This is a genomic window from Vibrio sp. G-C-1 (assembly GCF_021728015.1).
Taxonomy (GTDB): Bacteria; Pseudomonadota; Gammaproteobacteria; order Enterobacterales; family Vibrionaceae; genus Vibrio; species Vibrio splendidus.
Map to the genome: position 1 here is coordinate 74,044 of NZ_JAKKCR010000010.1, position 24,951 is coordinate 98,994.

Consider the following 24,951-nt stretch of genomic DNA (forward strand, 5'->3'; position numbering starts at 1 on the left):
GGTGATTATGAATTTGATCCTCAAAAACGCACGAGTGGTCTCCATGAGTTCGGGAGTCGACGGTTATCAGCCCTCCTCCCCTCAAGATATCGTTATCGAAAGCGGTAAAATCGTGTCCATCTCTTGTTCAAACCAAGGCGTACTTGCTTCTGAGTTAGAACAAGTAAGTATTGATGGTTCTTTGGATTACATCACCTATGATTGCAAGAACAAGCTCGTCACCCCTGGGCTGATTGATTGCCACACTCACCTCGTATTTGCGGGTAATCGCGCCAACGAGTTTGAGCAGCGTTTGAATGGTGTCTCTTACACCGACATCGCCAAGCAAGGCGGCGGGATTCTCGCGACAGTCACCGCAACGCGCGCAGCACAAGAATCTGAACTGGTTGAAATGGCACTACCTAGGCTCGATGGCCTACTAAGAAGTGGCGTAACCAGCATCGAAGTAAAATCCGGCTATGGTTTAACTCTTGAAGATGAGCTCAAGATGTTACGTGCAGCCAAAGCGTTGGAGAATCATCGCCGAATTAAGATCACCACCACTCTCCTTGCAGCGCATGCTGTGCCACCTGAATATAAAGAACAACCGGACAGCTATATCGATTTGGTTTGCCAAGAGATCATTCCTAAAGCTGCAGAGCAAGGGCTCGCCGATGCTGTTGACGTGTTTTGCGAATCTATCGGCTTCAACCTAGAACAAACCGAACGTGTCTTTGCAACAGCCAAAGAACATGGGCTCGCGATTAAAGGCCATACAGAGCAGCTTTCTAATATGGGTGGAAGTGCGCTTGCAGCTAAATACGGCGCACTCTCTGTTGACCATGTTGAGTACTTAGATGAAACCGGAGTAAAAGCACTGGCAGAATCAGGCACAATTGCCACCTTGCTACCCGGTGCTTTCTACTTCCTGAAAGAGACTCAACAGCCGCCTATCGCCCTACTTCGTGAACACAACATTCCAATGGCAATAGCGACCGACTTAAACCCCGGCACTTCTCCCTTTGCTGATTTAACGCTGATGATGAACATGAGCTGCACCCTGTTTGGTACAACGCCTGAAGAAGCGCTGCGCGGTGTAACTTGTAACGCAGCTTCTGCCATTGGCGACTCACAAACCAAAGGCAAAATTGAAATTGGTTATGCCGCTGATTTGGCTATCTGGAATATCGAGCATCCAGCAGATCTGAGCTATCAAGTTGGTGTTCCTCATCTACATAAACGCATTGTTAATGGCGAGGTGTGTCATGACTCAATCTAATTCCAACGGCATTCAAAAGAACGCAACAACCGTGCATAACTTTGTGTGGACAGGGCGTAATGATCTTGAAGATGGCGCACTCGGTACTCGCGTTCATCACATTACCAAGCAAGTGCAAAATAGTGAGTTAAGTGACGAGCTGACTAGCAGCGCTATCGCCTTAGTTGGCTTTGCCAGCGATGCAGGTGTTGCAAGGAATAAAGGACGCGTGGGCGCGAAACAAGCACCCAACCTGATTCGCCAAGCGTTGGCTAATATGGCTTGGCACAGTGATGCTCACATCGCGGACCTTGGTGATATCGAATGCAATGATGGCCAACTAGAAGTCAGCCAAAAACAGTGTGCTTCTGTGATTGCCAATGCGTTATCAACCAACAAAGTGATTACCCTTGGCGGTGGTCACGAGGTTGCTTGGGCATCGTTTCAAGGTCTTGCGGAACATCTAAATAAAATTCAATCAGAACGCAAACCTAAGATTGGTATCGTCAACTTTGATGCTCACTTTGATCTTCGTGAATTCGAAAGCGACATTACTGATGTTAAACCCAGTTCAGGTACGCCTTTCAACCAGATTAGCGATTACTGCCATACACATCAGTGGTCTTTTCATTACGCTTGTCTTGGTGTGAGTGCGGCTAGTAATACCAAAGCGCTGTTTAATAAAGCTGACCAACTGGGCGTTTGGTATGAACACGACCGCAACATGACCCAAGTGAACCAAGTCGCTCAACTGGTTAAGTTACAAAAATTCATCGCTGAGTGTGATTACCTCTATCTCACTATCGATCTAGACGTATTTCCAGCAGCGACAGCGCCGGGCGTCAGTGCACCAGCGGCAAGAGGCGTGAGCTATGAAGCACTCGCTCCTTTTCTAGAACAGATTTTCAAACACAGTGAAAAACTCATTATCGCGGACATTGCGGAATACAACCCAGACTACGACATCGATAGCCAAACGGCTCGATTGGCGGCACGTTTGTGTTGGGATATAGCCAGTGCAATGGCCAGCGCCTAATCCAGCTATACCGATAACTACAACTACAACTACAACGATATAACGTGAAACAGAAGGAATTCCAAAATGACGGAACACCACAACAGTGACCCTCGTCTCGACACGACTCGCGAAATTCGCGCACCTCATGGCACCACATTGCGCGCTAAATCTTGGTTAACAGAAGCACCACTGCGTATGCTGATGAATAACCTAGACCCTGATGTGGCAGAACATCCACATGCACTGGTTGTGTATGGCGGTATCGGTCGCGCGGCACGTGATTGGAAATGTTATGACAAGATTGTTGAAGTATTAGAGCGTTTAGAAGACGACCAAACGTTGCTTGTTCAATCAGGTAAACCTGTGGGCGTGTTCCCGACACATAAAAACGCACCTCGCGTACTGATCGCGAATTCTAACCTTGTTCCACACTGGGCGAACTGGGAACACTTCAACGAGCTCGATAAAGAAGGCTTGATGATGTACGGCCAGATGACCGCAGGTAGCTGGATTTACATTGGCTCACAAGGCATCGTTCAAGGCACTTATGAAACGTTTGTCGCTATCGCGAAGAAGCACTTTCAAGGCGAAGCAAACGGCAAGTGGGTTCTAACGGGTGGTCTTGGCGGTATGGGCGGTGCTCAACCTCTCGCAGCGACTATGGCTGGCTTTTCAATGATCGCGGTTGAATGTGATGAATCACGAATCGACTACCGCTTGCGTACTGGCTATGTCGACAAAAAAGCCACCAGCATCGATGAAGCGATGGCAATGATTAAAGAATCAGACACACCTATCTCTGTTGGCTTACTTGGTAACGCAGCAGACGTATTCCCAGAGCTTGTTGAACGCAATATCACGCCAGACGTAGTGACTGACCAAACCTCTGCCCACGATCCACTGAACGGCTACTTGCCACAAGGTTGGACGATGGAGAAAGCAGCGCAAGAACGAACCATTGATGAAGCTAAAGTAGTGAAAGCCGCTAAGCAGTCCATGGCGATTCAAGTTCAAGCTATGCTAGACCTGCAATACCGTGGTGCTGCGACCGTAGATTACGGTAATAACATTCGCCAAATGGCACTGGAAGAAGGCGTGGAAAACGCATTTGATTTCCCAGGTTTCGTTCCAGCCTATATACGACCTTTATTTTGCGAGGGCGTCGGTCCGTTCCGTTGGGCTGCCCTATCTGGCGACCCAGAAGACATCTACAAAACAGACCAAAAAGTAAAAGAACTGATTCCAGATAACCCACATCTACACAACTGGCTAGATATGGCGCGTGAACGCATACAGTTCCAAGGCTTACCCGCTCGTATCTGTTGGGTTGGTTTGAAAGATCGTGAACGTTTAGGCCAAGCATTCAATGAAATGGTTAAAAATGGCGAACTAAAAGCACCAGTTGTTATCGGTCGTGACCACCTAGATTCAGGCTCAGTAGCGAGCCCGAACCGCGAAACAGAAGGCATGATGGATGGATCAGATGCCGTATCAGATTGGCCTCTATTGAACGCCCTTCTAAATACGGCAGGTGGCGCAACATGGGTTTCTCTGCACCACGGTGGCGGCGTTGGCATGGGCTTCTCACAACACTCCGGAATGGTGATTTGTTGTGACGGCAGTGAAGATGCATCACAGCGCATTGCTCGTGTACTTCACAACGACCCAGCAACAGGCGTTATGCGTCATGCTGATGCGGGTTACGATATTGCCAAGCAGTGTGCTAAAGAGCAGAAGCTTGATTTACCTATGCTAAACGAAGAACTTCGTCGCCTTTAATTTCTGGAGAGAACATGTTGAATTTATTACTTAAACCAGGACTTCTAGGCCTGCCTGAACTTCGCAAAATTAGTCGTAGCCCTGTGAACTTATCACTCGATCCTGCAGCCATTCCTGATATTGAAGCGAGCATGCACGTTGTCGAGCAAGTGATTGCTGAAGATCGCACCGTGTATGGCATCAATACAGGTTTTGGCTTATTAGCGAATACCAAAATAGCCCCTGAAGATTTAGAAGTACTACAGAAAAGTATCGTGCTTTCTCACGCGGCCGGCATTGGTAAATTCATGTCTGATGAAACCGTGCGCTTGATGATGGTGTTAAAGATTAACAGCTTGTCTCGTGGTTACTCGGGTATCCGACTCAAGGTCATCAATGCTCTTATCGATCTAGTGAACGCACAAGTTTACCCGTGTGTACCACAAAAAGGATCTGTGGGTGCTTCAGGAGATCTTGCTCCCCTCGCCCACATGAGTACGGTACTGCTTGGTGAAGGCCAAGCACGTCACAACGGCAAAATCATCACGGGCTTAGAAGCAATGCAGATCGCAGGCTTGGAGCCAATCACACTTGCTCCGAAAGAAGGCTTAGCTCTGTTAAACGGCACACAAGCATCGACAGCCTTTGCATTAGAAGGTCTGTTCGCAGCTGAAGACTTGTTTGCGTCTGCAACCGTGTGTGGCGCGATGTCTGTTGAAGCAGCGCTGGGTAGTCGTCGTCCGTTTGATCCTCGCATACACCGCGTTCGTGGTCATCGTGGTCAAATGGATGCAGCACTTGCTTACCGCCATATGCTTGATCAAAAGAGTGAGATTGGTGAATCACACACTTGTTGTGAAAAGGTTCAAGACCCTTACTCGCTGCGTTGCCAGCCTCAAGTGATGGGGGCGTGTTTACAGCAGATTCGTAATTCAGCAGAAACCTTAAACATTGAAGCAAATGCCGTATCCGACAACCCGCTAGTTTTCGCTGACGATGGCGACATCATTTCGGGCGGTAACTTCCACGCGGAACCTGTCGCAATGGCAGCCGATAACCTTGCACTAGCGATAGCTGAAATCGGTAGCTTGTCAGAGCGAAGAATGGCGTTATTGATTGATAGCGCGCTAAGCAAACTTCCACCTTTCTTGGTCGATAACGGCGGCGTGAACTCGGGCTTTATGATTGCTCAAGTAACGTCTGCAGCACTCGCTAGTGAGAACAAAACATTGGCTCATCCTGCGTCAATAGACAGCCTACCGACTTCTGCAAACCAAGAAGACCACGTATCAATGGCCACCTTTGCCGCTCGTAGGCTTAGATACATGGCTGAAAACACCCGTGGGATATTGGCAGTAGAATATTTAGCAGCAGCACAAGGGCTAGACTTCCGCGCTCCGAATCTATCTTCTCCTCGTGTGGAAGAAGCGAAACAGATTCTGCGTGAAAAAGTCAGCTTTTACGACAAAGACAGATATTTTGCTCCGGATATTGAACAAGCGAACTTATTGCTCAAATTGTCCGTTCATAATCACCTAATGCCAGAAGGCACTTTGTGTAGCTTTTAAAGCAAAAACATTCTGAACAACACCCATTAGAGTGTCATATAAACAAGGGCTATTAATTAGCCCTTGTTGCATTGAGCCAAAGGCCATATTTCCCTCCAAATCGTCACATACCATCCAACGTATTTATCTAATTGACTGATATATAAGCAAAGTTAACTGGATAGACCATTAGAACGAAGTTAGTTAGCTATAATCCACCCCAGATTTGATGACTAATAGCGATACTATGTTTCTGACACCTTACTTTTCTACTGAAGACAATCAATTTCAATTCACTCGTGAACAGGCTAGCCACTTTGCTAAAAAAGTAGCCGCTGACTTCAACCCAATTCACGATGAAGACAATAAGCGCTTCTGCGTGCCTGGCGATCTTTTGTTTGCAGTACTGCTGCAAAAAGAAGGCATCAGCCAAAAAATGCGTTTTGATTTTTCAGGTATGGTGGGTAACGGTATTGCGCTAAGCGTTGACAACAAATGTGAGAAAGAAAGCTCACTGGTTGACGAGAAAGGCAAAGAGTACCTGCACATGTCTTGTGAAGGTGAAAAGAGCCACGATCAAGCATTCATCGAGCACGTAGTAACAAACTACGTTAAGTTCTCTGGTATGAACTTCCCACACATCATGGTTCCTCTTATGGAAGAACAACAGATGATGATCAACTGCCAACGCCCTCTTGTAATTTACGAGAGCATGGAAGTTGAATTTACTCGTCTAGACCTATCTCACCCAGAAGTTGAATTCTCTGGCGCGACTTTTGATGTTGAAGGCAAGCGTGGCATCGTGACACTAAACTTTGACTTTAAAGAAGACGGAGAAGTTGTCGGTAAAGGCGTGAAGCGCATGGTAGCAAGTGGCCTTAAGCCATACGACCAAGCTTCTGTCGACGACCTAGTAAACCGCTTCAATGAGCGTAAAGAGATGTTTCTAGCTCAGTTCGCAGCTGCCGCTTAATCAGCATCCTTATTTACACATCTCGATGTAAATAAGCTCTAGAATAAGATCAATAAAGCCCAGCTTGATATCCTCAAGCTGGGCTTTTTTAGTACGATCTCTGACTACACGAAGACACTCAAGTCAAAACTAAATCCAGCGCCTAACCTTTTGTTTTTAATCAACATATTCCGCACCGAACAATTGCTCTAGAGCGCGTTCTTCTGGCTTAATTTGGAACTGATTCATGTAGATTACGAATACAAAACTGAGTAAGACACTGAATAGGTTTTGGAAGAAGTAGCCAAAGCAAAATAGCAGGATGAATAGCCCTAAATACATTGGGTTTCGTGTGTAGCCAAAAATGCCACTGTCCACGACTGCAGACGCGGTTTCGACTTTAATCGGGTTAACGGTGGTTTTCTGTTTTCGGAATTCCCATATGCCTGATATTCCAATCACACCACTCAATATGATCCCGACGCCTAGCACAACCATTCCATAAGGTAATGCCAGTGTCCCTTGGCTCGACTGCTGAGCGCAGAAGTATGATGCTACGAATACAATAATGAACAGTGCAACGGGTGGTACTTTTAATTCTAGATATTTCATACTTTTCCTTATTAACATTCCTTTGTTAGTTTAGAAAAAAGCCCAGCAATTGCTGGGCTAAATGTATTAAAGAATTTTTGCTAGCGCCTGTAATGGGTGAGCAAGCTTCTCACCTTCAAAACGCTTCACTTGGCTACGGCAAGAGTAACCCGTCACCAAACAACGATCTTTTGGTAAGTCCTGCATTTGAGGTTTCCAGCTTAAACCGTATATGTCTTTCGACATTTGCAGTTTATCCACTTCATGGCCGAAAGTACCCGCCATACCACAACAGCCGACAGGAACGCTGGTTAACGCAGCACCAAAGTGTTTGAAGATAGCGCCCCACTCTTTTTCAGCGTTCGGCATCTTGGTCTTCTCTGTACAGTGAGCGAACAAGTACCACATCTCTTCACTTGCTGAGCGCGCTTCGAACTCACCTAACGATGGCATTAACCATTCATGAACGGTGAGCACATCAAAGTCGCCACGCTTGTCACCTAAGATCTCGACGTATTCATCGCGATAACAAAGTACCAGTGCAGGATCAACACCAACCAAAGGAATACCGATATCCGCCACCATCGACAAGAAATCCGATGTAGATTTCGCCTCACGAGCAAAACGATTTAAGAAGCCCTTAATGTGCAGCGCTTTTCCATTGGGTTTGAACGGCAGCAGTACCGGTGTTTTACCAAGCTTCTGAGCCAGAGTGACGAAATCTTCGACTACCTCTGCATCATAAAAGCTAGTAAACGGGTCTTGAACGATAAGTACATGCTGTTTCTTCTGCTCAGAAGACAAGCCTTCTAAGTACTGTAAGTCGAAGAGTTGCAGTTCTTTACTCACCAGACGATTTTTTAGCGTAGGCACCGACATCAATGGTGCATCAACATAACCGACTGTTTTAGCCGTTGCGGTTTGTATCCACTTTTGACCCAATGCTGCGTTAACAACCTTTGGTGCTTTCGCCATTAGCGGCAGCATGGTTTCAATGTTGGCAACTAAATAGTCTTTTGCAGGGCGCTGATAACGAGAGTAATAGATGTTCAAGAATCGAGAACGGAAACTCGGCACATCGACTTTAATCGGACACTGGCTCGCACACGCTTTACATGCAAGACAACCATTCATCGCTTCGTGAACTTCATGCGAGAAATCGTATTCATGGCGTTTGTTCATCGTGTTACGAACACGCTCAACCATGGTTTTAACCGGAGTATTGTCCTTCAGCGCTTCTTGCTCTAAATCGAGAATATCGACGCCTTGTTCCGTTAACTGACGCAACCACTCTCTTACCAAACCTGCGCGGCCTTTTGGCGAATGACGACGGTCTGCAGTGACTTTCATCGAAGGACACATTGGCGAGCTAGTATCGTAGTTGAAGCACAAGCCGTTACCATTACATTCCATGGCTTGTTTGAAGCTATCTCGAACTTGTACGTCGATCTGACGGTCATAGAAGCCACGCTTGGTATCGGTGACTTTCACCAACTCAGCATCGCTTTCTAATGGCGTACAGATCTTGCCTGGGTTCATCTTGTTATGCGGGTCAAATGCCGCTTTAACTCGTCTTAATTCGGTAAACAGCTCTTCACCGAAGAAGTCAGGACCATACTCAGAACGGAAGCCTTTACCGTGTTCACCCCACATCAAGCCGCCGTATTTAGCCACCAGCTTAACCACTTCATCAGAGACTTCGTGCATCAGTGCTTCTTGCATCGGATCACACAGATCAAGTGCTGGACGAACATGCAGTACGCCCGCATCCACGTGACCAAACATGCCGTAATTCAACTCTTTTGAATCGAGTAAGACTCTAAATTCAGAGATGAAGTCGGCCAAGTTTTCCGGTGGTACACAGGTATCTTCAGCAAAAGCGACTGGCTTAGCTCGGCCTTTCGCCGCACCCAATAAACCTACCGCTTTCTTACGCATGTTGTAGATTCGGCCAATGCTCGCCAAATCACTGCATACTTGGAAACCAATCACACCGGCTTCTTCGGTTTCAAGCATGCTTTCAAGTTGTGCAGTCAGCGCTTGAACTTGTTGTTCAACTTCTGCTTCATCTTGGCCTGCAAACTCAACCATGTTGATGCCAAGCATCTCTTTATTGGGAACATCCATAAGCAGGTCGCTCACGGTGTGCCAAACGATGTCTTGCTTCGCTAGGTTCAATACTCTTGAATCAACCGTCTCAACAGACAGTGCTTTCGCTTCTACCATAAACGGAGCATTGCGCAGCGCAGAATCGAACGTGTTGTATTTCACGTTAACCAGTGTGCGCGCTTTTGGAATCTTGGTTAGGTTTAACTTTGCTTCCGTGATGAAGGCTAATGAGCCCTCTGCACCACACAGGACGCGAGTCAGGTCGAAGCTGTCATCTTGTTCGTTGATTGCGTTCTTTAGGTCGTAACCTGTTAAGAAGCGGTTCAATGGTGGGAATTTATTAAGAATTTGAGCGCGCTTGTCTCGACAAACTGCCTCAGTAACCGCAAGGGCATGGTGAGCAAATTCACCCTCAACTGGCAAGCCGTGTGATAAATCAGACTCTAGACACGAACCATCTGCGAACACCGCTTGTAGCGACAACACATGGTCGGACGTTTTTCCGTACTTCAACGACCCTTGGCCCGAAGCATCGGTATTGATCATGCCACCTAAGGTTGCTCGGTTACTGGTAGAAAGGTCTGGAGAGAAAAAGTAACCGTAGGGACGTACCGCATCATTCAATTGGTCTTTAACGACACCAGACTGAACTCTTACCCAGCCCTCTTTCTCGTTAATCTCAAGAACCTTATTCATGTGTCGTGAAAGGTCAACCACAACACCTTTTGTTAAGGATTGTCCGTTGGTTCCGGTACCGCCGCCACGAGGGGAAAAGGTCACGCGTTCGTAAGCGGATTTAGCACCCACCTGACCGAGCAACACAACGTCTTGAGTTGTTTTAGGAAGGATGACCGCCTGCGGCAATTGCTGATAGACACTGTTATCAGTCGCCACAGCCAAACGGCTAGAATATTGAGATTCAATGTCGCCAGTAAAGCCCGCTGTTTTTAGTTCATCTAAAAAGCGTACGACTACTGGATCGACATCAGCATTAAGTTGAAGTCTTGGTAACATTTGCTTCCTGCCCCTACTTCGCTGATCCAATCAGCATTGGGTTATCTGAGATTTTTAATAATTTTCTTTGAATTTCGTCACTTTACTACTATTAAGATCATATAAAAAGGTGATCAAATCAGAATCTCAGTGCAAGAATGGAGAAATAGTCACTTTCGTCTTAATTCAGTCCAATATACTGAATAACATTTTGTTTAAGACATCTCCATGAGCACATCACAATGAAAAAAAACAAAACAGTCACAACTGAAGATATTCTTCTTAAGCTATGCCAATCAGTCTCAAGCGTACTCACTTCAGCGACGGCTTCTCAGGTGTCCTATTCAGCTATGGTTCAAAAGATCAACAAGACAAGTCTGAAGCCAGACTTTGGTTGTTTCGTCTTATTTGACGGTGGCTTTTCTGGCCTTGTTGTCATCAATTTTACGTCTAAAGCCGCGCTAGAGATCTATACCAATTACATGCGTAACATGGGCATGCCAGAAGATGAGCTGGCGGTACTTCACACGTCTGACGAAGTGGGCGATGTTTTGGGTGAGTTAATGAACCAGTTAGTTGGTGATTTCACCAATAAGATCCGTAAAGAACTGCAAACCAACATCACACAGAACCAACCGAAAATGCTGGCATTGAACAAGCAAGTAAACCTTTCTGTTGATACTAACCTAGATCGTCCACAAGCCCGTCGTGTGACCTTCTCGACTGCAAACAACAACATCTTCTACCTAGAGCTTGCAATGGATAAGACAGAATTCATCCAATTAGAAGAATTTGAGATCGCTGAAGACGAATGTCCAGACAGTATTCTTGAGGCTACTCAGAAAAAAATGCAGGAAGCAAATAAGCCCGCTCAAAGTTCAGGTAATGATTCTGCAGCCGATCTACTCGATGAACTTGGTATCTAGTTTGCTAATGCTCTAGTTAATCCGGAAAATCGTGTCACTAACGCCATCAATACGCTTGATGGCGTTTTTGTATTACCCAGAAGCCATCTCTTCCATCCTTCATAAATGGCTCACCGCGTAATAACAAATGACTTTTGACTTTGCTGTTACCTGCCAAAACATGTAAAATGTCGGACTTTTCAAAATTTGCGGTAATGATTAAGTAGTCGATGGATAAGAAAAAAGCCCTAAAGAAAATTGCCAAGTGCCTTGAGCTTGGAAATTCTGCGAACGTCAATGAAGCGGCCAATGCGATAAAAATGGCGCATAACTTGATGCTGAAATATGGTCTCGAGAAAGACGATATTGAATTTATCAAGATGGGGAAAACTCAGTCCAGTCACCTGTTACCTGCAAATATCAGCTCTACACTGCTGCGTGTTATTCGCGGTATTAACACCAAGTTTGGCGTAGAAGCCGTATTACTGAACCACAAAGGCCTTAAGCGTGTGGAGTTCATTGGTGAAGCTGATCGAGCGATCTTTGCTGCCTTTGCTTTCGATATTATTTATCGCGAATTGAACGAGCATACGGGTCAATTCAGAAACAGCTTTGCAGGATCTGGTACAGGAACTCTCGAAGTCACTCGTCGTGTGAACTCTTACGTCTCTGGTTGGGTAGAAGGTGCGCTTGAAAAGTTGCCGATCATTACCCCGGATGACGAGTCAAACAACAAAATCAATAACTACATTGATAAAGAATTTGAAAATATTGACCGTGAAACCTTCAAACAACAACTCAGAGAAGCGATGAAAAACCTCACCGCTGACTATGAAGTTGGTTTGAAGAAAGGTCGTAAGCTTTCGGTAAACCGCCCTGTTGGCGGAACTCAAGCGGCTAAAAAAATCACCAAATCGTAGAGCATGCCATTTAGCTAAATCATAATGCTTGCTCTTTACATTTCCTCAGCACATTGTTAAAACCATCAATAATACTTATAGGACTATATGTTTGTCATTCGCAATCCATGCGTTTGACAGAAGTACATGATGGAGAAATACGTTGAAAAAAATCACACTAGCCCTAGCGCTTACTGTCGCTCTAACGGGTTGTCAGGCAACTCAACGCCAAAATGCTACAACTGGCGAATCTGAGACTAACTCTGCAACTCAAGGCGCTCTAATTGGTGCAATCGCTGGTGCCGTTGCTGGTGCTGCTACTGGTGACGATTCTAAAGATCGCCGTAAACGTGCACTCATCGGTGCTGCTGGTGGCGCTGCCGTTGGTGGTGGTATCGGTTACTACTTCGACCAACAAGAAGCTGCACTTCGTGAAGAACTCATGAACTCTGGTGTTCAAGTTGAACGCGTTGGTGAGAACCAGCTTCTACTTCGCCTAGAAAACGGCATTGGTTTTGGTTCTGGCTCTTACGCTTTAGAGTCTAGTATTCACAACACACTACGTGGTGTGGCTCGTATCTTAGTTGAATACCCAGACACTAGCCTAGTGATCGACGGTCACACTGACAGCACTGGCAGCGAGTCGTCTAACCAAATCCTTTCTGAGCGTCGTGCTGAATCTGTTCGTGCATTCTTGATCTCTCAAGACGTTGCTGCAGGTCGTGCCATTGCTCGTGGTAACGGTGAACGTTACCCTCTATGTGACAACAACACCTCTCAAGGTCGTGCTTGTAACCGTCGCGTAGAAATTCAAATTTTGCCGCTTAAGTAGCACGGTTAAAGCCCAGTTACCTTTATCTATTGAAATAACCACTATATAGTTGCTTGTCATTCGTATGGCTTATTTTAAGCGCTACGACTTAACACTCAGCCACATAGCGTATTCATCCTGATACATCGGCACTGGGCTTTTTTACGAGACTTATCTTTTGCTTATCCTATCCAACTTTCTGTCATCGTCATTTCTTAGGCCTCTATTTCTAGCCCTCATATTTTCCACGATACCGTTGTCCACCACACATTTCGTGCACGCAGCAAGCAATGATGAATTTTCATTAGATCCACAATCTCAAGAATCACAACCTCAAGACCCAATTTCTCAATATCAACTCGCTCAAGCTTATGAATCGGGTGTCGACGTCCCTTTGAGCACCAGCGATGCATTTTATTGGTACTCGCAATCAGCGGATAACGGCAATGCAAATGCGCAATTTAGGCTGGCTGAATTGTATTTATCTGGGACAGGTGTAGAGCAAAGCAACAAGCTAGCTTTAGAATGGTTTATCAAATCAGCATTGCAAGGTAACAAACGCGCCTCAGTTGAGGTCGCAAAGATCTATGAGTCCTCGCTTGAGAAAGATCTACTCCAACCATTAGATGCAGCACAGCTATGGTATGAAGCGGCCCTAAAAGACAACCCTGATGCAGAAGATGGTTACAATCGCGTTCTGGAAGCACAATTTAACCAACAACGCGCCAAGCAGATCTCTTCGATTGAGCAGCTCAATGACAACGTCAGTGCAGAAGCCAATACGAATCAACCAAGTACCTTCCCTTCGGCACTAACTTCTAGAGACCAAGCAACACGTTCTAACCTAACAAACTCTGACTATATGATCGGCGCAGTACTGGCCGTTTTGATTGCAATAATGAGTATCAGCGCGACTCTGGTTGTATCGCGAAAGCGACAGATCCTGAAGTCTGGTGAGTTAAATCAGCAACAGCAGACACTTGAAGCGCAACTTAGCGCGAAAGACTTCACCATTAAGCAGCAAAAGCGCCAACTTCAGACTATCTATAACGAACTGAAGAAGCAGAAAAACAACAAGAGCTTGAACAATTTTCAGGTAGCTTGTGCGCTATTTGGCTACACGCCTAGCTCAATTCCGGACCAGAAAAGCATCAAAATACGATACAAACAATTATCAAAGATCTACCATCCAGATGGTCACGGATGTGACGAAGAAATGAAACGTTTGAACAATGCGCTAAAAACCATTTTACAAAATGTTACAAAACCGTAAACAACTACACATATTAAATTTGCAAGGTCGCAAAGATATCGATTTTATTAGTGTTGCAATCGATCCCCCTCTCAAAAACGGGTAACAAACTATTAACTAATGGGTCTTACTTGTGTCATAATTTGCGCCGAAAATACACCTGACTTAAACAGGTGAGGAGAGAATATGTTCACAATAGAAGGCGTTTGTGATTGGTGCAAAAAGCCAAGCCTAGTTAAAAAGCACGACTACCTAGATGGTAAGTGTCATCATGCATGTAAAGAGTGCAATGATATTGCAACCATTGATGTTCGCCAGTTCAATATTGGTGAAATGGAAATGAGAGCAAAACTCTCCCAAGCGACATTGAGATAAGCAACACCGTTGAAATATAAGAAAGCGCCTAAGGCGCTTTTTTTGTGTCTGTGGTTTTAGATCTTCTCTCTTCTCTCTTCTCTCTTCTCTCTTCTATACAGGTGTATACAGTACTTTTCTGTCAAAACCACTGTATACACCTGTATAAGGCTCACATTTTTTCAAATTATGAGACAAAACAGCAAATTCATTCAAATTTAATTTATTATTTAATTTCAATAACTTAATTATGTTTAATCTATAACTTAAGACAAAATCGTCCAATAATCCCGCAAAAAACGCTTGATCTTATAAGCAACTAAAACTACTGTATACACATACAGCATGTATATAAGGACAGCAAAATGATTCAAGCACACGTTAAAGCCCAACACTCTAGCCCGCTAGTTCGCTGCGCATTTACATCAGTTTCTCGTAAAAGCAAAAATTCAAACGAGGAAGCGTTATTTGCAAGAATGGCGTTGCTGTCCAACCAACATCAGTGGTTACTGTTTACGGCTCAAACACCGAGACCATCGGCTAAGCAGCTGAAGCAACATAATGTTTGCTGCGACCGAGTTATTCATATGAAAGCCTCTCATCAAATGACTGAGGTAGAAACAGTCGAGAAAGCCATTCGCTCTAAGAATGCGAGTGCGATTGTGGCAAGTGCATCGATTGATCAATTCAGTCAGCAATATCTAAGAATATTAGGAATGCGCTTTCAGTGTGAAGTCTTCTTTATGGATGCGAATTCAGAGCGAATTCACTAAGCCACCTTGCTTAATAACATGTTGGCTTAATAACATTGTTGGCTCAAAAACATAGCCCATACACATAGCTTAATCTTTTAGCTAACAAAGTTAACTTAACAAACATAGCTCCAAAACACAGTCCAAATATACTGCCTTCCCCTGCCCTACGATTCGCCTATTTTTTGGCGAATTGTTAGGCGGGGGTTTTTATTTAAACAATAGATTTAGCAATCGTTTGCTTTTTATCTGGAAGGAAATAGTAGATTGAGTATAATGCCCGTCTAATCATGTGCACACCGCACTTCTCTGTATGACGTTTGATAAAAGATAGGAATGTCTAAATGAGCCTTGCTGATCAAGTTCTTGCCGTAAATGATGACCTACCAATCCGTACTGACAAACCTGTCCACAGTGGCAAAGTTCGCTCAGTCTACTGGTTAACTGAAGAAGATAGTCAACGACTAATCAAAGAGAAAGGCTACGATGTAGCACCAGATGCGCCTTTAGCCATCATGGTGATCAGTGACCGTATCTCTGCATTTGATTGTATCTGGCGTGGTGAAGGTAATCTTAAAGGTGTTCCGGGTAAGGGAGCGGCTCTGAATGCTATCTCTAACCACTGGTTCAAATTGTTTAAAGACAACGGACTTGCTGACAGTCATATTCTTGATATCCCACACCCGTTTGTATGGATTGTACAAAAAGCTCGCCCAGTCATGATCGAAGCGATTTGTCGTCAATACATCACCGGCTCAATGTGGCGTGCATACGCAAACGGCGAACGTGAATTCTGTGGTATCGAGATGCCTGAAGGCCTCGAGAAAGACAAGAAGCTACCTGAGCTACTGATCACGCCTTCAACAAAAGGGATTTTGAAAGGTATCCCTGGTGTTCCAGAAGCTGACGATGTGAACATCTCGCGTAACAATATCGAAGATAACTTCGCAGCGTTCAACTTTACTCAAGCAAGCGATATTGCGCACTACGAGAAGTTGCTAAAAGAAGGCTTCAACGTTATCAGCCAAGCACTCGCGAAAGTCGACCAAACCTTTGTGGATACAAAGTTTGAATTTGGTTACGTCAACGATGCTCAAGGTAAAGAAAAGCTGATCTACATGGATGAAGTGGGCACGCCAGATTCATCTCGCATTTGGGATACTCAGGAATACAACAAAGGCAACATCGTTGAAAACTCTAAAGAGGGTTTCCGTCAGTTCTTGCTTAACTACTTCCCTGATGCAGACATTCTTTTGAACAAAGAACGCATGCCAGAACGTGAAGCGTTAGCTCGTGACAATGAGCTGCCTCTTGATTCACTGATGTCTCTGTCTCGTACTTATCTTGATATCGCAGCGAAAATCACAGGTGCAGAGATCGTACTGAGCGAGAATCCTAAGCAAGAAATCATCGATGTACTGCGTGCTGACTATGGTCTAGTTGACTGATTGACTGATTTCAGTCTAGAAAGCGAGTAAGCTCGTAAACACAAGTTTCAGATACTAAAAGGGCCTCATCATTATTGAGGCCCTTTTTACGTGTGCGATTTTTAATATTCTTTGAGCTAGCTTCTAAGCTGTATGCTCTAAGCTCTAAGCTCTAAGCTCTAAGCAATAATGAGAGATTACAGCTTGATAGTAAACTCTTCTCCAGTATTCTCGGCGATCACCAAATGACTGCGCGTCTCGATGTACTCTATCTGCTCTTCTTCAAGAGAATATGGCATAACAACTTTGAGTTCATTGATCCCTTCTAGCCTAGCTAGCTTAAGTAAGGTAACAATGTTTGACTCATCACTTTTACGCGTCGACATTGATTTTAATGCCATCTGCCATAAACGATCTTCAGGGCTTGCTAGCTCTTTAATGCTATCTCGCCAGACGGTACTGAATACTGGCGCAATTGTGGTTAGTGCTTCCAGAAAAGTCCATTTTTTACTGCATGAGGCGCCAAGAAAGGTTGTGTAATCGAACTCTACACGCGTCTCTATCTGTTTTTCCATGATGTCCCCCGACACTTTGACAACACAATATACTCAATATCTATCAACTCTTTCTTTATAGCAATAGGATATAGAAGAATAGTCTTTTATGACCTTTTGATTGGTTAAAAAGGCATATAAAAATCAATTTTGTAACAAAATAAGCACTGAATAATCATATATGCACCTATTTGATTAATATTTTAGAGATAAAACTTATCTATCTATTTTATATCAATTATCCGGCTCGCTTTTTTGTATTGAATAAGCCAGCCAGACCATGTTGGCAGCTCCCAGCGTTTTGGTGATAACTTTCGGCTACCCGATTGATAGTGAACGTAAATCAGCTTTCGTGCGGGCAAGTATTCTACATCAAGTTGCAAGTCGGCAAGGCTCAGTGCAAACGGGTATTTTTCAGAGAACTCTGAATAGAGCCAACTTGGAATCCCATCGAAGGGTATGTCTGCATGGTCGAACATTTCCAATTCGCTCACATCAGTGACACCTAGCACCTCAAGCTGCTCTATCAACCATAGCTCAAAGTTAATGTTCTCAATTTCTGGTGTGTATTGAGTTTGTTCATCGAGACCGAGTTTCACATACAGCTGCCAGTGTTTGATTTCTTGAGTGCGAACCTTTGCAAAACCGGGAAGTTGGACGCCTTTTAACACAAGATCGACAATAGGCTTTAATGATAGTTGCCCTTCAGCCGCGACGAGCTTGGTCGTAATTGTACGGCCTGCGTACACCAAAGCCATCTCGGTAAAGACACCATCATCATTTACTCTTGTTTCACCTTGCTCCCAATCTCCGAGTTCAGCTTCGATGATAAGCTCAAGAGGAATAGGTGCCGTGACCGTCGCTAAGGTCAGTGTTTGCTTAACACCTCTTCCCGGCAAACTATGGGTATCAAGCACCAACATCGCTTGTGCATTGTCCGGGAAACGATTCTGACGGCCGAGTACGACCTCTAACACTCCATTAGCAAAGGCTTCTTTCCTCTTCAGTCGGCGCACAAACACCAGCTCAGGATGCAAATGCACAATAGTCTTAAGCAGTTCAATACGTTGGAAACGTGACGCGACTTCTAACTGAGGAAGTTCAAACACCTCACGCATTTGCTTTGCCAGCCCTTGTGCTTCATTCAGTGCCTGTTGGTCGATTTCTAAATGCGGATAATCGCGACCACGAACAATCTGAATTAACAGGCTTAAGTCACACCCTTCTTTCTCTTGTTGAGCGAGTGCTTCAAGATGTTCTGCATTGCTCGGCAACTGATACAAACGAGCAGGAACGGACAACGCCGCGGTGAGATCGACCATCGCTTCTTTTAATGCTTTGGTTTTGATTCGAGTAACAATATCGGCATACAAAGCATCAATCGGCAGCGGATACAGCTTTTTGCCATGCTCGGTAATTTGATGGTCGCTATTAATCGCCTCCATCGTGAGCAAGGTTTGAGTCGCGCTGTTTAATGACTTCTCAGGAATAGGATCAAGGAAGGACAAGCTCTCAAACGGAGCACCACAACATGCCGCGGCCAACATAGGCTCTGTCAGCTCTTCACGCTGCAATTCAGGTGGTGTGACTAACTCTAACGCCGCATGCTCGCCATATAGACGCACACAAATGCCATCCATCACCCTACCCGCGCGGCCAGCTCGTTGTTTGGCACTCGCTCGTGATATGGACTTAAGCATCAGTGTGGTTCTTCCGTTTCGTTGAACGGTGCGTCTTTCTAACCCTGAATCTATCACCACGCCAATATCAGGTATGGTGAGGGAGGTTTCAGCAACGTTGGTCGCCAAAATGACCTTTCTCAGGCCATTACCTTCAGTATTGATATTACGACCCGATAACGCTAAATCTCGTTCTTTTTCACTGACTGACGCATGCAACTTCACCACTTGGATATCTGGATTCTTTGATAAGGCTTGTTCACATTGCACGATCTCTTTTTTACCCGGTAGGAAAACCAAGATATCGCCATGTGAAGCGATCAGTTGATGATTCACTTCTTCAGCAATACGTTGCTCTAGATGTCGAATATCGGGCAATGCTCTGGATTCATTGGCCCTGTGTTCAATAGCAACTTGATAAGTTCGGCCTTCACAGCTAATTCGATTCGCATCCAAGTAATGAGCAAGACGCTCCCCTTCAATGGTTGCTGAAGTGATCACCAAGCGATGGCTCTCTTTTTGTTTGAGAATCGCCACCAGCAGATCAATGTCCCAGCGCCTCTCGTGAAACTCATCCACCACAATCACATCAAAACTGGCTAATCCGTCTTCTGATAACCAACGCAGCGCGATACCGGGCGTCACAAAAACAACGTTAGTCTGCTCGTTGTACTCCGACTCAAGCTTAATCGCATAACCAACCTTGCTACCAAGCTTCTCACCCGATTGCTGTGCGAGGTATTTAGCTAATGACGTACACGCGATACGTCTTGGTTCCACCACCAGCACTCGTCCATGCTGAGAAGCCCAAAGTGGCAAACGCGTTGATTTACCCGATCCGGTTTCAGCTTCGACTACAAGGTGAGAATTGGCGATTTGCTCGTGGAATACGTTTTGATAAGAATCGATAGGAAGTAATGACATAAAAAGGAGGAGTCGCGAAAAAGTGTGAGCGAAGTATAACGAATTATGGCGCTAGAATTCGATAAGTGTGGGACATAGGTAAGAATATCATTTTGTTTGCAAAGATCGGAGGGAAACTATTTACAATTGAATAACTAAACCGTTATCATTTTTCGGTTACCCTTTCTCCCATATTAGGCATCCAATGAACAACGATAAACGCCCTCTATATATCCCTTATGCTGGTCCTGCTCTACTAAGTACCCCTCTTCTAAACAAAGGCAGCGCATTCTCTGCTGAAGAGCGCAGTTCTTTCAACCTTGAAGGCTTGTTACCGGAAACGACCGAAACAATCCAAGAGCAAGTAGGACGTGCATACAAGCAATATTGTAACTTCGAAAGTGATATGGATAAGCATATCTACCTTCGTAACATCCAAGACACTAATGAAACGCTTTTTTATCGTTTAGTTCAAAACCACATTTCTGAAATGATGCCTATCATTTACACACCAACGGTTGGCGCAGCATGTGAGAACTTCTCAAATATTTACCGTCGTGGCCGTGGTCTGTTTATCTCATACCCGAACCGCGATCGTATCGATGACCTACTGAACAATGCGACAAACCACAACGTTAAAGTTATCGTGGTTACGGATGGTGAGCGTATTCTTGGTTTGGGAGACCAAGGTATCGGTGGCATGGGTATTCCAATTGGTAAGCTAGCACTGTACACAGCTTGTGGCGGTATCAGCCCAGCTTACATGCTACCTATCGTGCTCGATGTGGGTACAAACAACCCTCAACGTCTTGCAGACCCAATGTACATGGGCTGGCGTCACCCTCGTATCACAGGTGCTGACTACGATGCATTCGTTGAAGAGTTCATCCAAGCTGTTCAGCGCCGTTGGCCTGATGCATTAGTTCAGTTCGAAGATTTCGCACAAAAGAACGCAATGCCACTGCTTGAGCGTTACAAAGATCGCCTCTGTTGTTTCAACGATGACATCCAAGGCACAGCAGCCGTAACGGTTGGTTCTCTACTTGCAGCATGTAAAGCAGCAAACAGCAAACTTTCAGATCAACGCATCACCTTCTTAGGTGCCGGTTCTGCAGGTTGTGGTATTGCTGAAGCTATCATTGCTCAAATGGTGTCTGAAGGTATCAGCGATGCACAAGCACGCTCTCAAGTTTACATGGTTGACCGTTGGGGTCTGTTACAGGAAGGCATGCAAAACCTGCTTGATTTCCAACAGCGTCTCGTTCAAACCAACGAAAACACCAAAGACTGGGAAAGCGACGGCACTGGTTTCTCTCTACTAGACGTTGTTCGCCACGCGAAACCAACCGTATTAGTTGGTGTATCTGGTGCTCCAGGTCTGTTCAGCAAAGAAGTCATCAAAGAGATGAACCTACACTGTGAACGCCCTATCGTGTTCCCACTGTCTAACCCAACAAGCCGTGTTGAAGCAACTCCAAACGACATTATTCGTTGGACTGATGGCCAAGCACTGGTTGCGACAGGTAGCCCATTTGAGCCAGTAACTCATAACGGCACCACTTACCCAATCGCTCAGTGTAACAACAGCTACATCTTCCCAGGTATTGGCCTTGGTGTATTGGCTGTGAATGCGTCACGTATCACTGATGAAATGTTGATGGAATCAAGCCGTGCGCTTGCTACGTGTTCTCCACTCGCTATCAATGGTTCAGGTGCACTACTTCCACCATTGGAAGAGATTCACACCGTATCTAAGAAGATTGCTCTTGCCGTTGGTAAGAAAGCGATTGAACAAGGTGTTGCACTAGAGATCACTGAAGAAGCTCTTCAACAAGCGATTGACCAGCACTTCTGGCAGCCGGTTTACCGCCGCTACAAGCGTACTGCATTCTAATAAAGCGTGCTGCGCTCTGAATAAAAGCGTGCTGCGCTTGGAATAAAGAGCGTTAACTACTCTTACAAGAGCCTCTGCAACTGCAGGGGCTTTTTTCTTTACACTGTCTTGTCTTTTTAACTGATTTTTCTCATTTTTATTTGGTATTATCGAGCACTCAAAAATTAATGATCAGTCAAAGGACCATACCGAGAGTGAAATTTGATTCTCACATTATCCGTAGCTACATAAAAAAAGCTTACAAAAAACTGCAAGGTTTTCTGTTTGGCGCTTTCCTCGTGTTCTTAGTTGGCAGCGCTGCGGTTATTGCGATCGATTATTGGGTTTCATGGCAAGCGGAAGATCGCATCATCTACGATATTGATGACGTGCCCGAGCTTGAGGTCGCGGTTGTGCTTGGCACGAGCAAATATTTGGGTAGAACACTCAACGACTATTATAAACACCGAATCGAAGCCGCGATTGAGCTGTTCGATCGTGAAAAAGTTGACCAATTTCTACTGAGTGGCGATAACGCTCATCGCTCTTACAATGAGCCGTGGACGATGAAACGCGACTTGTTGAAAGCGGGTGTCCCCGATGAACGCATCAATCTAGATTACGCGGGGTTTAGAACCTTGGACTCGATTGTTCGCGCTAAAAAGATATTCGATACTGATAATTTTCTGATCATCACTCAGAAATTCCACTGTGAAAGAGCGCTCTTCATCGCCAATTCTTACGATATTCATGCGCAGTGTTTGGCGGTTTCAGGACCAACTCACCATTCGGGAACCTCAATACGTTTACGTGAAGTGTTTGCGCGCACCAAAGCATTCCTTGATCTGTATATTATGGGGACAACGCCAAAGTTCCTTGGACCTAAAGAGCCGATTCAACCCAGTCCAAAACCGGAATCATTTCCGATTCCAAACCCTATTACTGACCCCACTGTAAACCCTGTTGTAGACCCTACAGCAAGCCCTATTTTAGAACCAGCAGAGACCGATGTGTAGAAAACTACACATTTTGAATTTGTTGCCTCACACTTCCCCATTGTTAAGCAAAAACACACCAACACTCCTTTATTAACTTGAGTAACATTCTTCCAACAAAGTCTGACCCTACATCAAGCTATATACCTCGAAAATAATAAGCACGACTCAATGAAGTCGTGCACCAATAAAACGAGGATAACAAAAGGAGCGTCTTATGACGGCACTTGTTACTACACTGAAACACTGGTTGTTTACCCGCAACAGCATGATCTTAATTGGTAATTTCACGTTATTTGCACTTTTGCTCAATACCCTGCCATTCGAAGCGCAAGTGAATACAGGTTTAAGTATTCTCGTATTCGTTGCCATTCTATGGTTAACAGAAGCGATTCACGTCAGCATCACCGCTTTGCTCGTTCCCCTATTGGCTGTCTTGTTTGGTGTATTCAACACGCCCGCTGCGCTGGCTAACTTTTCGAACCCAATCATCTTCTTGTTCATGGGTGGCTTCGCATTGGCAGCCGCGCTGAACAAGCAAGAGTTAGATAAAGCGATTGCTGACAAAGTGCTGTTGATTGCAAAAGGCAGAATGTCGGTCGCCGTGTTCATGCTGTTCGGTGTGAGTGCGGGCTTATCAATGTGGATATCAAACACCGCAACCACAGCAATGATGCTTCCTCTTGTTCTAGGCATCATGAACAAAGTTGACCAAAGTGAAGACCGTAACACCTATGTATTTGTGCTACTAGGCATCGCTTACTGTGCATCGATTGGTGGCATCGCAACCTTAGTGGGTAGCCCACCAAACGCAATTGCTGCCGCAGAAGTTGGTTTAAGTTTCACAGAATGGATGGCGCTAGGTCTACCTATCTCAATGATCTTATTGCCAATCACAATGGTTGTCCTGTACGTGATGACTAAGCCAAAGCTCGACCATAAATTTGAGCTAGACCACGCTCCTGTAGAGTGGACAAACAGCAAAAAAATCACACTGTCTATCTTCCTTTTAACCGTAACGCTTTGGATATTCGGAAAACCAATCAACGCAATGATTGGCGGATTCTCTAAGTTTGATAGCTTGGTAGCGATTGGTGCCATTGTACTGCTTGGCGCTTCTAGAGCGGTTGAATGGAAAGATGTCGAGAAGACAACGGATTGGGGTGTGCTTATCCTGTTCGGTGGCGGTATCTGTTTAAGTAACATTCTTAAAGCGACTGGAACCAGCGTATTCCTAGCACACTCACTAAGCGGATTTTTAGAAACAGCAGGTGTACTTCTTACGATTCTAGCCGTGGTAGCGTTCGTGGTATTCCTAACGGAGTTTGCGAGTAACACAGCGAGTGCGGCATTGCTTGTCCCTGTATTTGCAACCATTGCTGAAGCGCTGGGTATGTCACCTGTTATCTTATCTGCACTGATTGCGATTGCCGCATCTTGTGCCTTCATGCTACCAGTCGCGACACCACCTAATGCGATTGTATTTGGCTCTGGTCACATCAAACAAAAAGAAATGATGCGAGTCGGTATGGTGCTGAACCTAGTTTGTATCCTAGTACTAACACTGTTCGCGTGGATCTTCTGGTAAGCACTAACGCCCTATAGACTTATGTTTATAGACAAGAGCTTATAGGAATGCCCCCCCCCCCACACTCAAAAACATCTGGTTGCAGCTTCCCCCGGCTCAACCAGTACAAAAATGCCCGCTCAGCTAGCAAGATCAGTTTAACTAACAAGACCAGTTTAACTAACAAAACCAGCTAAACGGGCATCTAAAAACAAGAAACGCTTTTCCCTTTTGGTGGCCCCGCGCCACCTTTTTTGTGTCAGCTTGTCACCTTTTCTGTATCAACTACCAAGCACTCATTACCGTTCTAAAATCTGGCTCTCACGCCACACTTGGCACCAAACGCGTCCAACCTAACAGCAGCATAGAAGCACACATAACCCAAACGACAGTGGCTAAAGAAAGCGTCGATACCAAATTGTAGCGATAACTGAACACATAAACCGCGCCAAGATAAGCCGCGTATGGCACAAGCGAGAACAAGCCAAAGAGTGCCGTGGTACGTAACTCCACCATGGTTTGTTCCGTGCCAACAATGTAGTGAGCAATCAGAGCAAAGGTTGGAAACAACGGCACTAAGCCTGCGATGTAAAAGCTCTTACTTTTCGACAGCAGCGCAATCAACAGAACAGCCGCCGCACCAAGCAAACATTTAAAGAACAGTGAAATCATTTTTTATACGTTGTCCAAGCAAATCAACAAAGGCTCTAGAGGGTAAACTCATATAGCGCCCATAAAAATGCCACACGTCGCATATGCACGTGTGGCTTATAAA

The 24,951-nt window shown here is 45.1% G+C and carries 20 protein-coding genes; 15 read left to right on the forward strand and 5 right to left on the reverse strand.

Annotated elements, in window-relative coordinates; genetic code table 11:
* Window positions 1-7 precede the first annotated feature (7 nt).
* The 5 genes from hutI (at window position 8) to L3V36_RS15425 (ending at window position 6,533) form a co-directional block, all read left to right on the forward strand.
* Window positions 8-1,258 carry an imidazolonepropionase gene (gene hutI, locus L3V36_RS15405; protein WP_208775190.1) on the forward strand — a complete coding sequence of 417 codons (1,251 nt, stop codon included), beginning with the start codon at window positions 8-10 and terminating at the stop codon, window positions 1,256-1,258.
* Window positions 1,245-2,273, forward strand: coding sequence for a formimidoylglutamase (gene hutG, locus L3V36_RS15410; RefSeq protein ID WP_102488258.1), 1,029 nt, complete (start codon window positions 1,245-1,247; stop codon window positions 2,271-2,273). The genes hutI and hutG overlap by 14 nt, the downstream gene beginning before the upstream one ends.
* Window positions 2,274-2,339: 66 nt before the next feature.
* Window positions 2,340-4,034, forward strand: coding sequence for a urocanate hydratase (gene hutU, locus L3V36_RS15415; RefSeq protein WP_017078666.1), 1,695 nt, complete (start codon window positions 2,340-2,342; stop codon window positions 4,032-4,034).
* A 14-nt stretch (window positions 4,035-4,048) separates the two neighbouring features.
* Window positions 4,049-5,581 carry a histidine ammonia-lyase gene (gene hutH / locus L3V36_RS15420; protein WP_017085756.1) on the forward strand — a complete coding sequence of 511 codons (1,533 nt, stop codon included), beginning with the start codon at window positions 4,049-4,051 and terminating at the stop codon, window positions 5,579-5,581.
* Window positions 5,582-5,807: 226 nt separating this feature from the next.
* Window positions 5,808-6,533 carry a DUF3581 domain-containing protein gene (locus tag L3V36_RS15425; RefSeq protein WP_010438254.1) on the forward strand — a complete coding sequence of 242 codons (726 nt, stop codon included), beginning with the start codon at window positions 5,808-5,810 and terminating at the stop codon, window positions 6,531-6,533.
* Between the two features lie 156 nt (window positions 6,534-6,689).
* Here the strand turns inward: L3V36_RS15425 and L3V36_RS15430 are convergent, their stop codons facing one another.
* On the reverse strand, window positions 6,690-7,124 hold the full coding sequence (locus L3V36_RS15430) for an isoprenylcysteine carboxylmethyltransferase family protein (RefSeq protein WP_208775188.1): 435 nt from the start codon (window positions 7,122-7,124) through the stop codon (window positions 6,690-6,692).
* Window positions 7,125-7,190: 66 nt separating this feature from the next.
* A complete protein-coding gene (locus L3V36_RS15435; RefSeq protein WP_017078670.1) occupies window positions 7,191-10,226 on the reverse strand; it encodes an FAD-binding and (Fe-S)-binding domain-containing protein in 3,036 nt (1,011 codons plus the stop codon).
* A 221-nt stretch (window positions 10,227-10,447) separates the two neighbouring features.
* Here L3V36_RS15435 and L3V36_RS15440 point away from each other — a divergent pair, with 221 nt between their 5' ends.
* From L3V36_RS15440 to L3V36_RS15470, 7 genes are all read left to right on the forward strand, one after another.
* Complete coding sequence (locus tag L3V36_RS15440) at window positions 10,448-11,131, forward strand: DUF3334 family protein (RefSeq protein ID WP_004733423.1); 684 nt, start codon at window positions 10,448-10,450, stop codon at window positions 11,129-11,131.
* Between the two features lie 209 nt (window positions 11,132-11,340).
* Window positions 11,341-12,030 (forward strand): DUF2786 domain-containing protein, encoded by a 690-nt coding sequence (locus L3V36_RS15445; protein WP_004733422.1) that lies wholly within the window; start codon window positions 11,341-11,343, stop codon window positions 12,028-12,030.
* A gap of 142 nt (window positions 12,031-12,172) precedes the next feature.
* Window positions 12,173-12,841: an OmpA family protein gene (locus L3V36_RS15450; protein ID WP_004733421.1), complete on the forward strand. Its 669-nt coding sequence runs from the start codon at window positions 12,173-12,175 to the stop codon at window positions 12,839-12,841.
* Between the two features lie 157 nt (window positions 12,842-12,998).
* Window positions 12,999-14,093, forward strand: coding sequence for a tetratricopeptide repeat protein (locus tag L3V36_RS15455; RefSeq protein WP_102483129.1), 1,095 nt, complete (start codon window positions 12,999-13,001; stop codon window positions 14,091-14,093).
* Window positions 14,094-14,258: 165 nt separating this feature from the next.
* Entirely contained in the window at window positions 14,259-14,447 is a 189-nt protein-coding gene (locus tag L3V36_RS15460; protein WP_004733419.1) for a hypothetical protein, read from the forward strand.
* Between the two features lie 344 nt (window positions 14,448-14,791).
* A complete protein-coding gene (locus L3V36_RS15465) occupies window positions 14,792-15,199 on the forward strand; it encodes a SulA-like leucine-rich domain-containing protein (RefSeq protein ID WP_102483130.1) in 408 nt (135 codons plus the stop codon).
* A 323-nt stretch (window positions 15,200-15,522) separates the two neighbouring features.
* Window positions 15,523-16,626 carry a phosphoribosylaminoimidazolesuccinocarboxamide synthase gene (locus L3V36_RS15470; RefSeq protein ID WP_004733417.1) on the forward strand — a complete coding sequence of 368 codons (1,104 nt, stop codon included), beginning with the start codon at window positions 15,523-15,525 and terminating at the stop codon, window positions 16,624-16,626.
* 176 nt (window positions 16,627-16,802) lie between these two features.
* Here L3V36_RS15470 and L3V36_RS15475 read toward each other — a convergent pair whose 3' ends face one another.
* Both L3V36_RS15475 and L3V36_RS15480 read right to left on the reverse strand, forming a co-directional pair.
* Window positions 16,803-17,180, reverse strand: coding sequence for a hypothetical protein (locus tag L3V36_RS15475; protein WP_004733416.1), 378 nt, complete (start codon window positions 17,178-17,180; stop codon window positions 16,803-16,805).
* Window positions 17,181-17,383: 203 nt separating this feature from the next.
* Window positions 17,384-19,762, reverse strand: a complete 2,379-nt coding sequence (locus tag L3V36_RS15480) for a helicase-related protein (protein WP_102483131.1) — start codon at window positions 19,760-19,762, stop codon at window positions 17,384-17,386.
* A gap of 184 nt (window positions 19,763-19,946) precedes the next feature.
* Between L3V36_RS15480 and L3V36_RS15485 the strand changes: the two genes are divergently transcribed.
* The 3 genes from L3V36_RS15485 to L3V36_RS15495 all read left to right on the forward strand — a co-directional run bounded on the left by L3V36_RS15485 (window position 19,947) and on the right by L3V36_RS15495 (window position 24,197).
* Window positions 19,947-21,635, forward strand: coding sequence for an NAD-dependent malic enzyme (locus L3V36_RS15485; RefSeq protein ID WP_004733414.1), 1,689 nt, complete (start codon window positions 19,947-19,949; stop codon window positions 21,633-21,635).
* A gap of 194 nt (window positions 21,636-21,829) precedes the next feature.
* Window positions 21,830-22,630: an ElyC/SanA/YdcF family protein gene (locus tag L3V36_RS15490; RefSeq protein WP_029406252.1), complete on the forward strand. Its 801-nt coding sequence runs from the start codon at window positions 21,830-21,832 to the stop codon at window positions 22,628-22,630.
* A 196-nt stretch (window positions 22,631-22,826) separates the two neighbouring features.
* On the forward strand, window positions 22,827-24,197 hold the full coding sequence (locus L3V36_RS15495; protein WP_017085749.1) for a DASS family sodium-coupled anion symporter: 1,371 nt from the start codon (window positions 22,827-22,829) through the stop codon (window positions 24,195-24,197).
* A 300-nt stretch (window positions 24,198-24,497) separates the two neighbouring features.
* Here L3V36_RS15495 and L3V36_RS15500 read toward each other — a convergent pair whose 3' ends face one another.
* A complete protein-coding gene (locus tag L3V36_RS15500; protein WP_004733411.1) occupies window positions 24,498-24,848 on the reverse strand; it encodes a GlpM family protein in 351 nt (116 codons plus the stop codon).
* Window positions 24,849-24,951 lie beyond the last annotated feature (103 nt).

Bases quoted from the DNA above. Each gene is read 5' to 3' on its own strand.
- hutI (WP_208775190.1), top strand. From the start codon at position 8: ATGAATTTGATCCTCAAAAACGCACGAGTGGTCTCCATGAGTTCGGGA.
- hutG (WP_102488258.1), top strand. From the start codon at position 1,245: ATGACTCAATCTAATTCCAACGGCATTCAAAAGAACGCAACAACCGTG.
- hutU (WP_017078666.1), top strand. From the start codon at position 2,340: ATGACGGAACACCACAACAGTGACCCTCGTCTCGACACGACTCGCGAA.
- hutH (WP_017085756.1), top strand. From the start codon at position 4,049: ATGTTGAATTTATTACTTAAACCAGGACTTCTAGGCCTGCCTGAACTT.
- L3V36_RS15425 (WP_010438254.1), top strand. From the start codon at position 5,808: ATGTTTCTGACACCTTACTTTTCTACTGAAGACAATCAATTTCAATTC.
- L3V36_RS15430 (WP_208775188.1), bottom strand. From the start codon at position 7,124: ATGAAATATCTAGAATTAAAAGTACCACCCGTTGCACTGTTCATTATT.
- L3V36_RS15435 (WP_017078670.1), bottom strand. From the start codon at position 10,226: ATGTTACCAAGACTTCAACTTAATGCTGATGTCGATCCAGTAGTCGTA.
- L3V36_RS15440 (WP_004733423.1), top strand. From the start codon at position 10,448: ATGAAAAAAAACAAAACAGTCACAACTGAAGATATTCTTCTTAAGCTA.
- L3V36_RS15445 (WP_004733422.1), top strand. From the start codon at position 11,341: ATGGATAAGAAAAAAGCCCTAAAGAAAATTGCCAAGTGCCTTGAGCTT.
- L3V36_RS15460 (WP_004733419.1), top strand. From the start codon at position 14,259: ATGTTCACAATAGAAGGCGTTTGTGATTGGTGCAAAAAGCCAAGCCTA.
- L3V36_RS15465 (WP_102483130.1), top strand. From the start codon at position 14,792: ATGATTCAAGCACACGTTAAAGCCCAACACTCTAGCCCGCTAGTTCGC.
- L3V36_RS15470 (WP_004733417.1), top strand. From the start codon at position 15,523: ATGAGCCTTGCTGATCAAGTTCTTGCCGTAAATGATGACCTACCAATC.
- L3V36_RS15475 (WP_004733416.1), bottom strand. From the start codon at position 17,180: ATGGAAAAACAGATAGAGACGCGTGTAGAGTTCGATTACACAACCTTT.
- L3V36_RS15480 (WP_102483131.1), bottom strand. From the start codon at position 19,762: ATGTCATTACTTCCTATCGATTCTTATCAAAACGTATTCCACGAGCAA.
- L3V36_RS15485 (WP_004733414.1), top strand. From the start codon at position 19,947: ATGAACAACGATAAACGCCCTCTATATATCCCTTATGCTGGTCCTGCT.
- L3V36_RS15495 (WP_017085749.1), top strand. From the start codon at position 22,827: ATGACGGCACTTGTTACTACACTGAAACACTGGTTGTTTACCCGCAAC.
- L3V36_RS15500 (WP_004733411.1), bottom strand. From the start codon at position 24,848: ATGATTTCACTGTTCTTTAAATGTTTGCTTGGTGCGGCGGCTGTTCTG.